Origin of the sequence: Peribacillus frigoritolerans, assembly GCF_040250305.1 — a bacterium.
GTDB lineage: Bacteria > Bacillota > Bacilli > Bacillales > DSM-1321 > Peribacillus.
Map to the genome: position 1 here is coordinate 3,035,080 of NZ_CP158190.1, position 13,319 is coordinate 3,048,398.

Annotated in this window: 12 protein-coding genes; 3 read left to right on the top strand and 9 right to left on the bottom strand. The window is 38.7% G+C overall.

What is annotated here, in order from left to right:
• Nucleotides 1-86: 86 nt before the first annotated feature.
• Nucleotides 87-1,286 carry an MFS transporter gene (locus tag ABOA58_RS14855; RefSeq protein WP_350299006.1) on the top strand — a complete coding sequence of 400 codons (1,200 nt, stop codon included), beginning with the start codon at nt 87-89 and terminating at the stop codon, nt 1,284-1,286.
• Between the two features lie 235 nt (nt 1,287-1,521).
• On the opposite strand, the gene ABOA58_RS14860 is transcribed toward ABOA58_RS14855, so the two are convergent.
• The 6 genes from ABOA58_RS14860 to ABOA58_RS14885 all read right to left on the bottom strand — a co-directional run bounded on the left by ABOA58_RS14860 (nt 1,522) and on the right by ABOA58_RS14885 (nt 7,447).
• Nucleotides 1,522-2,784 (bottom strand): glycosyl hydrolase family 18 protein, encoded by a 1,263-nt coding sequence (locus ABOA58_RS14860; protein ID WP_350299007.1) that lies wholly within the window; start codon nt 2,782-2,784, stop codon nt 1,522-1,524.
• Between the two features lie 175 nt (nt 2,785-2,959).
• Nucleotides 2,960-3,709 carry a (S)-benzoin forming benzil reductase gene (locus ABOA58_RS14865; RefSeq protein ID WP_350299008.1) on the bottom strand — a complete coding sequence of 250 codons (750 nt, stop codon included), beginning with the start codon at nt 3,707-3,709 and terminating at the stop codon, nt 2,960-2,962.
• 495 nt (nt 3,710-4,204) lie between these two features.
• Entirely contained in the window at nt 4,205-5,662 is a 1,458-nt protein-coding gene (cls, locus tag ABOA58_RS14870; RefSeq protein WP_350299009.1) for a cardiolipin synthase, read from the bottom strand.
• Between the two features lie 228 nt (nt 5,663-5,890).
• The gene (locus ABOA58_RS14875; protein WP_034307218.1) at nt 5,891-6,154 is read right to left on the bottom strand and encodes a metal-sensitive transcriptional regulator; all 264 of its coding nucleotides are present in this window, start codon (nt 6,152-6,154) and stop codon (nt 5,891-5,893) included.
• A 167-nt stretch (nt 6,155-6,321) separates the two neighbouring features.
• Nucleotides 6,322-6,765, bottom strand: coding sequence for a CoxG family protein (locus ABOA58_RS14880; protein WP_350299010.1), 444 nt, complete (start codon nt 6,763-6,765; stop codon nt 6,322-6,324).
• A 154-nt stretch (nt 6,766-6,919) separates the two neighbouring features.
• Nucleotides 6,920-7,447, bottom strand: a complete 528-nt coding sequence (locus ABOA58_RS14885; RefSeq protein ID WP_350302882.1) for a DUF4309 domain-containing protein — start codon at nt 7,445-7,447, stop codon at nt 6,920-6,922.
• Between the two features lie 478 nt (nt 7,448-7,925).
• Between ABOA58_RS14885 and glpT the strand changes: the two genes are divergently transcribed.
• Nucleotides 7,926-9,287: a glycerol-3-phosphate transporter gene (gene glpT, locus ABOA58_RS14890; protein WP_350299011.1), complete on the top strand. Its 1,362-nt coding sequence runs from the start codon at nt 7,926-7,928 to the stop codon at nt 9,285-9,287.
• A 279-nt stretch (nt 9,288-9,566) separates the two neighbouring features.
• On the opposite strand, the gene aspA is transcribed toward glpT, so the two are convergent.
• Entirely contained in the window at nt 9,567-10,997 is a 1,431-nt protein-coding gene (gene aspA, locus ABOA58_RS14895) for an aspartate ammonia-lyase (RefSeq protein ID WP_350299012.1), read from the bottom strand.
• Nucleotides 10,998-11,020: 23 nt separating this feature from the next.
• Entirely contained in the window at nt 11,021-12,007 is a 987-nt protein-coding gene (locus ABOA58_RS14900; protein WP_350302883.1) for an asparaginase, read from the bottom strand.
• Nucleotides 12,008-12,237: 230 nt separating this feature from the next.
• On the opposite strand from ABOA58_RS14900, the gene ABOA58_RS14905 reads away from it, so the two are divergent.
• Nucleotides 12,238-12,612 carry a helix-turn-helix domain-containing protein gene (locus tag ABOA58_RS14905; RefSeq protein ID WP_350299013.1) on the top strand — a complete coding sequence of 125 codons (375 nt, stop codon included), beginning with the start codon at nt 12,238-12,240 and terminating at the stop codon, nt 12,610-12,612.
• A gap of 401 nt (nt 12,613-13,013) precedes the next feature.
• Here ABOA58_RS14905 and ABOA58_RS14910 read toward each other — a convergent pair whose 3' ends face one another.
• Nucleotides 13,014-13,181, bottom strand: coding sequence for a hypothetical protein (locus tag ABOA58_RS14910; protein ID WP_162878727.1), 168 nt, complete (start codon nt 13,179-13,181; stop codon nt 13,014-13,016).
• Nucleotides 13,182-13,319 lie beyond the last annotated feature (138 nt).

Here is a 13,319-nt window from a genome sequence, read left to right on the forward strand (position 1 = left end):
CTAGTAAATTAAGGAGTGAATCCAGTGTAAAAATTATAACCATTCTAAATATCCAGTAACTTTATTTTCGCAAAAGGATGGTATATATGAAAAACTCATCGTTTCGATGCCTTTGGATCGGTCAGGCGTTTGCAAATCTAGGGGATATATTTTATGTAGTCGGGTTGATTTCATTATTATATACTTTGACGGGATCTGCCTTTTATTTGAGCTTGCTTCCGTTCACTACAACGATTTTTCGGTTTATCAGCAGTTTACTCTCCCCCCTTGTCATCGACAGGTTTCCTTTAAAAAGAATCCTTGTACAATCTCAATGGTGGAAGTCGATCTTACTCGTTGGCCTAGGAATATATATAACAAATTTCAATCATGGTTTTGCTGTTGCCGTCATTTGCTTCATTGCCTCCATTTCATTATTGGATGGAGTCGCTGCCCCGGTCAGCGCAGCTTTGGTTCCTCAATTAGTTCCAAAAGAAGAACGGATGAAAGCGAATGGTTTCTTGAATATGATCACCCAGACCATCTTTGTAACAGGATGGCCACTAGGTTCCGTCTTATTGATAAGTACCAACAGCAGTTTCATTATTTGGCTTACGGTCATACTTTTTGCCGTTTCAACGATCTATACAATGAGAATAGAAGTCTCAGAACGAACGACAGATTCTGTTGTTCCGTCAATCTGGGGTTCGGTTAAATCCGGATGGGTTTCGATTCGACAAATCCCAACTATCCGTACACTCATTTCCATTGATTTTATAACTACTTTGGCTTCAAGCGTGTGGGTGGCTGCCGTTATATATGTATATGTTGAACAGAACCTGCAACTGGGTGAGGAGTGGTGGGGCTATATTAACACAAGCTACTTTGTCGGCATGATATTCAGTGGATTGATTGTCATCCGTTTTGCCAAGTTACTAGAAAAATATATAGGATTCTTCATCACTTTCGGGCTATTTCTCAGTTCAATGCTAACCCTGCTTTTTGGAACTACCAGTATTCCTGCTTTGGCTTTGCTGCTGGCATGCCTGTACGGTCTCCCGGAACAAATCCGGGAAGTGATCTATACCAAGCTACTCCAAGACCATGCTTCGGAAAAGACTCTTGCAAAAATTCATGCCGTTTGGGGAGCAGTCATCAATCTTACATTTGCAGTCTCTGTCTTACTATTAGGCTATATAACGGAAACATACAATGTGAAAACAACGTTCCAATTTTCTTCCACCCTGATATTCCTTGCCTTTCTTTATGCAATTTTTAAAAAGAAAGACTTACAGGAAAAAAAATGAGCATTCGATGCCAAATCAGTCATCAAATATTCCGGGATGATGCATTCCATTCGGTTAACCGTTAAAGTAAAGGAGCCTTGGTTTTCCATGGCTCCTTTTTATTGATTCATTGCCATTCGAACGATATTGGCTCCCTTTAAATTCTTCTAGGTGTGATTGGCTTGGCCTGATAAAAGTTGCACATCCAAACAAGGGAAAAATATAACACTTCTATTAACCGCCTGCACCCATTCATCTATTTAATAATCAAAATATTCTTTTCTATAAACGCCCAATTCTGAGGGAATTCCAAACCAATCTGCCAATAAGTTGCACCTATCAGTTCATATGCATCAATCATTTCATATTTTGCGCTTATCGATCGAATATCTTCAAACCAAACCACATGATTCGAATTTTCTCTTTGATAAGTATAGGTAGGTGATGCTGCAGACGTGTCAAAAGTTATTTCAGCGCCAGTTGCTATGGCAAGATTTTGGGCATTTTGAGCTGACAAAGCTTTCGTCTCGTGGCTTGGTACTATCCAATCGTATCCATACATAGGAAATGCCGACTGCAATTTATATTCAGGTATATTCGTCAAAGCATAACGAAGAACCTCGCCCATCCACCAAAGTGGGGAAATTGGTTCAGGCGGTCCAGTAGGATACCCATAATCAATGGTCATCACGGCAACAAGGTCGGCTGCCTCTCCGATCCCCCGATAATCATGGCCGCCTACAATTCGATTATCAGGATTATCCGCTGTTTTTGCGTGTACGTTCACATGAAGGATCAGTTCGTCCAACCCCTCCTTTAATTCTTTTAAAAAAAGCACATAATCGGAACGCCGAGCAGGTGGGATGAATTCGATGTCCATACTGACACCCCCATACCCTTTCTCCCTAACGAAATTCAGCATACTATTGATTAAATTCGCTCTGTATACTGTACTAGCAAGGACATCACCCGCCAAATCAGCATCGAAATCACCATCTTGAAAGTTCCGGATCATCAGTAGGGGCGTCACCCCGGTTTGCTCGCATTTCGCGATAAGCGGGAGATCATCGCCATCAACGTATGCATTTCCTTCCCTTGTAAACGAATAAGCTACGATGGCTAAATAGGATAATTTATCACCATTCTCCTCAAGTGTTTCAAATACTGCTCCACCTGAAGTCGGAAAGGCAAAACCCAGTGTAATCAATTGATTTTTGTAAGGAGACGGAATCAAAATTTCCGTGCCGACTTTAAGCGAGTTTGCAACGATTCCAGGATTGGCTTCCATGATTGCCGCTGCACTCGTTCCAAAACGACTGCCGATTCTAGTAAGGGTATCCTGATTTTTAATTAGATACCTTCGATTCACCGCTTTTTCATCAGGTATATACAATGCCAGGCCAGGAACCAAAGCTGTTGATTCCAAACCGTTGACTTCAATTACCCTTGATGGTTCAACTTTATTTTTTCTGGCAATTTCCCAAAGGCTGTCACCTTTTTTCACAATAATGATCGTCATTCATAACCCTCCAAACTCCCTCCAAAAAAGTTTATGTTATTCAGGTAATTGGATAGAACGAATTATCATATTTCCTTGTTGATATCCTGTTTTTTTATATAATAAAGGATCACTTAAAAAAGAGGCTGTCCACAGAGACAACCCCACGCTATTTCGTTTCACATGCTTCCATTCATTAAAGTAAATTCTTAATATCGTAGAACTTACCATTCTCCAAATCTCCCGAATCAAGAAGCTGCAAAAGTTTATCTGCCACAAATTCAGGGCTTCTTAACATGCCCTTCTCTTTATATTCATGAAATTTGTCTCGATCGGAAAAGTCCCGTTCGTCTGCTGACCGGATTGTCCCTTGCATCTCCGTATTCATTACTCCAGGTGAAAAAGATATGAGAGACGTAGGGAAAGACGTTTTATCCTGCTCCACCCCTGCAACCCGTGTAAACATTTCTAGCCCCGCCTTAGTACTGCAATAAGCTGCCCAACCATGATAAGGATTTTTTGCTGCACCTGATGATATGTTCACCATTACCTTCTTTCTGTTCCAGTCCTTTGTCTGTTTAATGAATTCATCAGCCAATACGATGGGTGCCATGAAATTCACCCGCATGCTTGTTTCCAAATTTCCCATACCAAGCTTTCCTACCGGCTTTATCGGTTCAATAACGCCTGCATTATTAATGAAGTAAATGTCACTTGTATCATCGACAGCAGCAAAAATCTCATTGACTAAGGAAGGTAACTTTTCAGTTTCATTCAAGTCCATCGAAATAAATGTAAGTTTCTTCCCTGATCGGTCAGCCAGCCGCTGCATTTCAGGATTGGCTGTACGGGAAACTAAAATGCAATGATCACTCGTCTGCAAACATCCTTTGGCGATGGCAGCACCTAAACCTTTTGAAGCTCCTGTGATTATAAACGTTTTCACGGCTTTTCCCCCTTTTATGGATATAAACTATTGTACCAAAATCGAGTTCGGAATGGTCTCACCACAAACCGTGATTTTAATATAAGACTTGGTTATACTTTATGGTTTTTACTGTTTTATGAAATCAAGCTCCGTACTTGTTTTAAATTGCAGGAAACTCAATTATTGAGTTTGTGAACAAAAGAAGTTCCATCTAAATTAAAGCAATGTTGATTGGAGCGGATGTGCAAGACTCCTGCGGGAAAAGCGCATCCAAAGGAGACCCCGCAGGCGCAAAAGCGCCGAGGCGGACCCGCGGAAAGCGAGTGCCTGGAGAGGAAATCAACGATTTTTGCAAACTCAATTAATAACAATTTTGTCTACAACTGAAAGGAGCGGATTTCTGAAATCAAGCTCCGTAGTTTTTTAAATAAAAAGACTGCAGGCAAACTCCATTTCTCGAATTTGTCTACAGCCTGAGCAGACCATGTAGTAATGGTCCGTTTAGTTTTAAAATTATAATATCGGTGATACCAGCCTTGCAATGGACTCTTTAAAACGAATCCACTTTGAACGCTTTTCAAACTCTTCAATTGTAAGCTGCCTGCATACTTCGACATCCTTATAAAAAATCCTTGTCAGTGTTTCGGCCATTCCTTCATCATAAATGAAGGCATTGACTTCAAAGTTCAATTTAAAACTACGGACATCAATGTTAGCTGTCCCCACCGAGGAGACCTCTTCGTCCACCACGATCATCTTCGCATGAATAAATCCGTTATCATAGATGTATATCTTAGCTCCCGCTCTTAATAACTGCCCTGCATTGAAAGTTGTTGCCCAATAAACGAAAAGGTGATCAGGTTTATTCGGAATCATGATTTTCACATCTAACCCTGATAAGCTGGCGATCCTGAGTGCATCCAATAAACTTGCATCCGGTATGAAGTAAGGTGTTTGAATGAGAATCGATTTTTTTGCTGAAGAAATTAATTTAATATAGCCATTTTTAATTTGTTCCCATTCAGAATCCGGCCCACTTGTCACTATTTGCAAATCTATATTTCCTTGAGGCTTTACAATTGGGAAATAATGAGGCTGATAAGTTATATCATGGTGCTTTGATGCCTGATTCCAATCCAGGATGAAACGGGTTTGAATGGCTTTGACAGCCGACCCCTTTATTCGAAGGTGTGTATCACGCCAATAACCGAATTTTGGATTAAGCCCTAAATATTCATCACCAACATTAAAGCCTCCAACGTACCCTACTTTTCCATCTATGATGACGAGCTTTCGATGGTTACGGAAATTCAGTCGTAAATTTATGAATTTTAATTTGGATGGAAAGAATGCCTCCACTCGTCCTCCAGCCTGCCTAAATTCCCTGAAGAAACGTTTAGTCATCCCTCTAGAACCCAGCTCGTCATAAAGCAGCCGAACTTTGACGCCTTCATTTGCCTTTTTGGTCAAAGCTTCAATGAATCGTTTACCCAGGCCGTCCCTTTGAATGATGTAATATTGTATATGTATATGGTTTTCGGCCGCTTCAATATCTTTAAAAAGCTGGTCAAACTTATTTTTCCCTTCCGTAAAAATATCGACTTGATTATCTTCAGTAAGTACGGCATCATTGTTCCGGAGATGCATATAAATCAAATCACGATAATTACTCGAAGAAGCATTTCGAAAAGGAAAATGATTCGTTGAAAGCTCTTCCATCTGGTTATCAATGATTTCTTCGATCCCGATCTTCTTCTTATCCTCCCATTGGAATAAGTGTGCGTGCCTTAAACTTGTTCCAAAAAGCAGATATAAAATAAAACCGACTACAGGCAAAAAATATAAAACCAATAACCAAGCCCAGGTCGTGCTCGCTTCCCTTCTTTCAAAAAATATGACAATCGTGGCAAATAAAATATTTAGAATGATGACGAGGCCGAGCAAAACCGATGTAACATGCGTAAATTCCATAGCATACCCTCACTAAATTTTTATCCCTTTAAGGATACCATGCAAATTCTTTATATCAAAGGATTTGCCTATCAGAAATGAAAACAGAGAATTCACAAAAATGGACCTCTTCTTGTAGAGGTCCATTTTAAAAAATCCATCCACCCCGGACACTGAAATTTCTCAGATTGGTCAAGTTGTCTAATAATCTTTGTCTTAAAAATTCCTATTTAACAATAATATAATTGCTTACCGGCTTTTCACTAATAAATTCACAGCTTCTTTCACTAGCTCTTCGGGATTCTTTTCTCCGGATTCATTAGCCTCCCGGACGCATTCAACAAGATTGGAACTTACTATTACCCCAATTGTCCGATCGATTGCAGATCTGGTTGCAGACAACTGCGTTACTACATCCCTGCAATCTTTATTATCCTCCATCATTTTCAAAATCCCACGCAGCTGTCCTTCAATTCGCTTCACTCTATTTTTAACCTGCTTATCATATTCCATGTGAGGCCTCCTACCCTGCCTATTACTTATGAATCCGATCCAAACATCCATCATAAAACCCATTCAGTCGAAATGAAGGTTTGATAAAAATCTTACAATTTATAATACATACCACATAGGTATAATTGTCAAGTGCCAATATCCAATAAAACTCCAATATGTAATCCCTATTTTTGTACAAGGAGACTTTGTGCAACAGCCTCAGAAAACTCGATCGTCATTTGGGGAACGTAGGTTTTTAACAAAGCATTGACGATTGGGGCTTTGGCCCCTTTTGCCGTAATCACCAGGCAGCCAGTCATTTTAGTCTGTCCTATTCCGCACTGTTCCGCTAAAAAATAGCCATGCCCATCAAATTTTTCATTTAATCCCTTAAGACTAAATGTTACCTTTTCAGGTTCAATCCATTCCAATATATTCACTTCAAGTTTAATTTTCTTCTTCATTAATCCCAAATCGCTTTTAAACTCCCAAATAAGTGTCTCCTCATTAATCATCTCATGATTGATATATCCTGGGACAAGAGGTGCCCACCGGTCTATGCTACTTACAAATCCCCATACTGTTTTTATTGAAACAGGTAAAATGATACTATGCACACCTTCTGACAAAGCAAATCCCCCTTAATCATTCTACTTACATCTTTTTAATATATGGCTGAACAATATTGAATAGAACGGTAAGATTAGATTCTTAAACAAAATACTCCCGGTGGTAGTAAAAAATCGCCCCTCTGCAATAAAGGGACGATCCTTTTTTGACTTATTAATCTGACGCAAATTCAACCGTATACATATTCAATCTTGGATCTGGGTTAATCCAGGCGCTTTCAAACACGAAAACCACTTTGTAATTTGCGTAATCGGTATAAGTGACATAGTACATCCCTTCTTGCTCCACTTCACTTACAGGTTCACCGATCAATTCCTTCAGCATGGATAAATGGATGGTTTGCAATTGCGGATCAAAATCATCAATGGCGGTAATCGTCTTTCTTCCTGTTGAACCGTCATAGAGGAACCGGACATTACGGCTCCAATAATTGGCTGCAACGGTACTTAAATCTTCCGGTGCACCCCAGGCTTTTTCCACTTTCTTCAACGAATCACCTACAGAAAATGGTCCACTGCTAACGGATTGTTGGGATTCATAGGCTAAACCCATGATCTGCCTAATCAAAAGGTCTGGCGTGGATTGCGATGATATTGAATTTGATGAAGCAATTGCAGCCTGCCCACTAAACATGAGAAATGCCAGCATTAGAAATGTAACGCTTCGGATAAAACGATTCACTTGTTTCAAAGTTATCCTCCTTCTCCACCTGGAAATGACTGATTAAATTATATTAGAAGATAGCTTAATAAAGATAAAAAATTGCGAATGTCATTCCATTTGGCTTTACCTTTACCATTAATATTCATCGGAACTTTGGACACATACCATTCGTTCAAAAAAATCTTTAAAAGAAATATTAATACGGATTCAATTATTTCTATATTTATCTTGATTTTAAAACTGGTCCTAAAAATGACTTAGGCAGTTAATTTGATGGTGACTTCTTCCGTCCGAACGGGCAAAAAAAAATGTTGACAGCGTTTTCTTATGAAGATAGTATAATTATTACAAGTTAACGATGGTGGAGATTTGGAGACTCATGCTTTAATAGGACCTTTTAACATAAAGGGTTACTATTTTGGTATGAGTTTTTTTATGTATCATCATCAATACTTTACTTAAATAGTTCAAAAATATCATATTAAGGAGGAATTGGATGCTCAAATTTTTTAAGCCAGCTCTACCGGTTGAAAGATTACCTGAAGGAAAAATAGATTCTGAATATAAGAAACTCAGATTACAAGTTTTCATCGGTATCTTCATTGGTTATGCAGCGTATTATTTAATTCGTAAAAACTTTTCCATGGCGATGCCATATTTAAAGGAGGAAGGCTTTACAACTGGAGAGCTGGGTCTTGCATTATCAGCCATTTCGATTTCATATGGGATAAGTAAGTTTGTAATGGGAACTGTGTCAGACCGAAGCAATGCAAGGTATTTCTTGCCAGTTGGTTTGATACTTGCTGGAATCGTCAGCTTACTTATGGGCCTTGTTCCATTTTTCACATCGTCTGTTACGATTATGTTTATCATGTTATTCATTAATGGATGGTTTCAAGGGATGGGCTGGCCACCATCAGGCAGAGTGCTTGTTCACTGGTTCAGTGTGAGTGAAAGAGGAGGGAAAACGGCAATATGGAATGTTGCCCACAACGTGGGTGGTGGCTTAATGGCACCATTGGCGATTGCAGGTGTCTCCATCTTTGCAACAATAATGGGTCCTTCATATGCAGGTTATGAAGGGATTTTTATACTACCTGCTCTAGTTGCCATATTAATAGCAATCATTTCATTTATCTTAATACGTGATACACCACAATCAGTTGGATTACCACCGATTGAAGAGTATCGTAATGATTTTCCAAATAAAATGAAAAAAACGTTTGAAACAGAATTGACAACAAAAGAGATATTATTTAAATATGTATTGAATAACAAATGGGTCTGGGCGATTGCGATTGCAAACATCTTTGTTTATTTCGTCCGTTATGGGGTACTTGATTGGGCACCAACCTATTTAAGCGAAGAAAAAGGCTTTAACATGGACGAGTCCAGTACGGCTTATTTCTTATACGAATGGGCAGGCATTCCGGGAACTTTATTATGCGGTTATATCTCGGATAAGGTTTTTAAAGGACGTCGTGGACCGGCGGGGGTTGTCTTTATGCTAGGAGTATTAATCGCAGTCCTTGTATACTGGTTTAACCCTGCGGGCAACCCAATGATCGATATTATTTCCCTAATTGCGATTGGATTCTTAATTTATGGACCTGTAATGTTAATAGGTCTGCAAGCACTGGATTTAGTTCCTAAAAAAGCTGCAGGCACTGCAGCAGGACTGACTGGCTTATTTGGATATTTAGGTGGATCTGTAGCCGCTAATGCTATTATGGGATATGTAGTTGACTTTGCAGGCTGGAATGCAGGCTTTACATTAATAACGATTTCTTGTGTTCTGGCAGTAGTGGTATTTGCATTTACATGGAATGTTCGTGGACAGGAAGTAGTAAAGGGCTAATACAGGCATATTATTGAGCTAAAACTTCCCCATCCCCCCTTAGATATTCTAAGGGGGGATGGTTTTTTTATGAATAGTTAAACACCTACAAGATTAGATCGAGAATCAAAAATAACCGAATATTCAGTTTTTAGTACCCACAAGTAGTTGACAAACTGTTGGGGGTAACATTTCATATGTATATAATTAATGACTATGCCTAAAAAACCAACGGTCCTAAAGGCATAGTCATTACATCAAAAATCTTAGATAGATTAATGCTTTCTACTAATATACTGCTTATTGCCGATCAAAAAGAGAAGCTCCCGCTATGCCGGGCTTTGTCATCTCATAAGGATTTAGAATCAGATCCAATTCTTCCTCTGTCAGTACATCATATTGTAAACAAAGTTCGCGAACTGATTTGCCTTTTAATATCGCTTCCCGCGCAATACGTGAAACCACTTCGTATCCAAGGTGCGGATTGACTGCTGTAATCACTCCAACACTTTGTTCAACATAATCTTTTAAATGTTGCTCATTTGCTTCAATACCTTCTAAACAATAATCTGTAAAGACATTGAAAGCATTGTTCATAATGCTGATTGATTGCAATAAGTTGAATACAAGCACTGGCTCCATTACATTCAACTCTAGTTGTCCTGCTTCTGATGCTAAACAAATCGTATTATCGTTCCCGATCACTTGGAAAGCGACTTGGTTAATCAATTCTGGCATTACTGGATTTACTTTTCCTGGCATGATGGATGAACCTGGTTGACGAGCTGGAAGTGTGATTTCCCCTAATCCCGCTCTTGGTCCTGAAGCCATCAAACGTAAATCATTAGCAATTTTAGACATATTCATCATACATACTTTCAAAGAAGCTGACACTTCAGTATAAGCATCCGTATTTTGAGTTGCATCTACTAAATGTTCTGCTCCTACAAGCGGCAAGTTACTGATCTCAGCTAAATATGTAACAACATTTTCAATGTAACGCGGATCTGCGTTCAATCCCGTTCCCACTGCTGTTGCTCCCATATTCACTTCATATAAATGTTGACGTGATTGACTGATTCGTTTTATATCGCGATCCAACACACGACTGTAAGCCTCAAATTCTTGACCGAGGCGAATCGGCACTGCGTCCTGAAGATGTGTGCGTCCCATTTTGATAACATGATCAAATTGTTTTGCTTTATTCTTTAAGACCGTACTCATCTTGGTCATTGTTTGCAACAATTGCTCTAAAAGTCGTAGTGTTGATAAATGAATGGCAGTAGGGAATACGTCATTGGTTGATTGCGACATGTTAACATGGCTATTTGGACTAACATGTACATAATCACCTTTATTGTGTCCCATAAGTTCTAACGCACGGTTGGCAACGATTTCATTAATGTTCATATTCATCGATGTCCCTGCGCCGCCTTGAATTGGATCAACGATGAAATATTCATGCCACTTTCCATCGATCACTTCATCTGAAGCTTTAACGATAGCGTTTCCAATACCTTCATACAAGCGTTTGGTATCCATATTTGCTAAAGCGGCTGCTTTTTTTATCATAGCAAGTGCACGAATCATTTCTTCATTGACTTTATAACCGGTAATCGGAAAATTTTCTACAGCGCGTAAAGTTTGTATTCCATAATAAACATCTGCTGGAATTTCCTTTTCCCCAAGAAAGTCTTTTTCAATTCGGTATGTTCTCTCATCTATCAACATTTCCTCTTGCCCCTTTGTTTGTTCTAGAATGTAATGTCCTCTGCAATCGGTGTTTCCATCAATTCCTTCACCTTTTTGGGATCCTGTGTCTTTGCTAATATCCACATCAACTTAGGAACGATGGCTTCTGTATTCATATTTCTGGAACGAATGATGACATTCTTATTTACTTTACGTCCCACTTCGTATATATCCATATCCTCCCCTTCCTCTAAACATTGGGTAGTAATGACAATGGATATTCCACAATCGACCAACTCATTCAACTTCTCTAAAATATTTCTTCCTTGAAACGGAATACCCCCGCTCCCATAACTTTCAATTACAATTCCCCGGTATTGATTTTTCAGAAAATCAAAGAATTCGGGCTTAATCCCCGGATATAGCTTAACCAAAGCAACATCAGTACAAATGGAAGCATCTAACTTGGCTTCCTTATTCTTTGTTGATTGAACTGGCTTAAGATACTCAATTTTATCTTTTGATATGGAAGCAATATAAGGATAATTAATACTTTCAAACGAATCATAGCTTTTCGTTCTCAATTTAATGGCCCTTGTACCCTGGATGACTCTACCATCAAAAACTACATATACGCCTCCAATATCTTCACAAGCAAACCGAATCGCATCGGAGATATTTCTTTTGGCATCCGTCTTTTTAAAGGCAATTGGGATTTGAGAACCTGTAATAATAATTGGTTTCCCTAAGTCTTGTAACATATATGAGAGCGCAGCTGAAGTGTAAGCCATCGTATCTGTCCCATGGGTGATCACAAAGCCATCGTAATCATGGTAGTGCTCATGGATGGATTGTGCCATTTCTGTCCAATCTTCCGGCTGCATATTTGTACTATCGATATTCATCAAAGGCTTACTATCAATCTGACATAAATCTAATCCCGGAAGGTGACCTAAAATTTCGTCAGCTTTCATCCCTGGAACCAGTCCATTTTCCCCTTCTAACGATGCAATTGTACCACCGGTAGTAATTAACATCAACTTCTTAATTTTTGACTTCAATTTCTCCAATATACTACCCCCTATAAAACCTCCCTGTATCCCAATCATTCTAAGCATCTCAGAAAGGATGTATCCATTGTAAATGTTCATGTTACGCGTACATCACATGTAATTATAGTTCTGTTCAAGGTCGAAATCAAGCTAAAGTTATTCATTACGCGTACACTTTATTGTCATATGATGGTATAATGGATTTATATAAAAGGAGAGTAATAAAAATGATATTAAATAGATTAACTACATTAAGGAAGTGCAAAAGGTGGTCTTTGCAATATACGGCTGACAGGCTCGGAATCGCCAAGAGTACCTATGCAGGTTATGAATCGGGCCACCGCCGCCCTTCATTAGAAACGATTAGTTTATTGGCAGGCCTATATGATACATCCACTGATTACATTCTAGGTCGGGTAGATCATCCAGCTAAAGATATTACCACAGAGTCACCTCAAGTCATGGAATTAACGGATTTACCAAATATGGAGCTAGCCGTTGATGGAATCTCTCTTTCTGAAGAGGAGACGATTCAATTTATCGCTTTTATTAGAGCAAAACGAGAAGTGGAAATAAATCGCGATAAACAAAATGAAACATAGAAGAAATTGCGCTTAAGACTTAAATTTGGGGAACGAACCGTACTTCATCAGGTTCTTATAATATTCACGATGTACCTGGCATGTTTATTTAAAACTGTAAAATACCACGGCTTTCATCATTTAGGATAAGCCGGTTCTGATTAATTAAGATCGCCCTTTTTAGACATTACCCTTAATTTTTTCTGGTTGACAATGCAGATTATACTTACTAATCCGTCTTAGTGACTTAAGACTAATGAAGCCCTGAGCTGAGAAATTTAAGTTTTATTATTTATATAGAAGAAAGTCGGCTTATTATTTAGCATACTTCCTTTTCCAACAAGGTATGTATTAGTAATGAAAGAAAAAACCATAGCAAAAGCTCATGGTTTTCCCCCGTATATACATGAAATATCAATATATTAAGGCATCTCGTCTTCTTTTTCCCGATTTTTAAAAGCTTCATGTGTGACAATATCCTCGATTTGTTCATACTGCCGGCTGTGTTCCTTCTCTTCGCTAATTCTATTATTAGGTAAATTTCCTGGATGGCCTTTTTCTTTGTGATTAAAATTTTTCCCACGGCTCATACTCATTTCTCTCCTTTCTATTCATTGTTTGTTTAGTTTTCCCAAGCACACAAATATTATGATTTAATTTCTCCTATTACTGTTTTTGCAGCGGTTTCTTTTTCAGCTCAAGAGATAAGATAACTCGAATTTGAATAA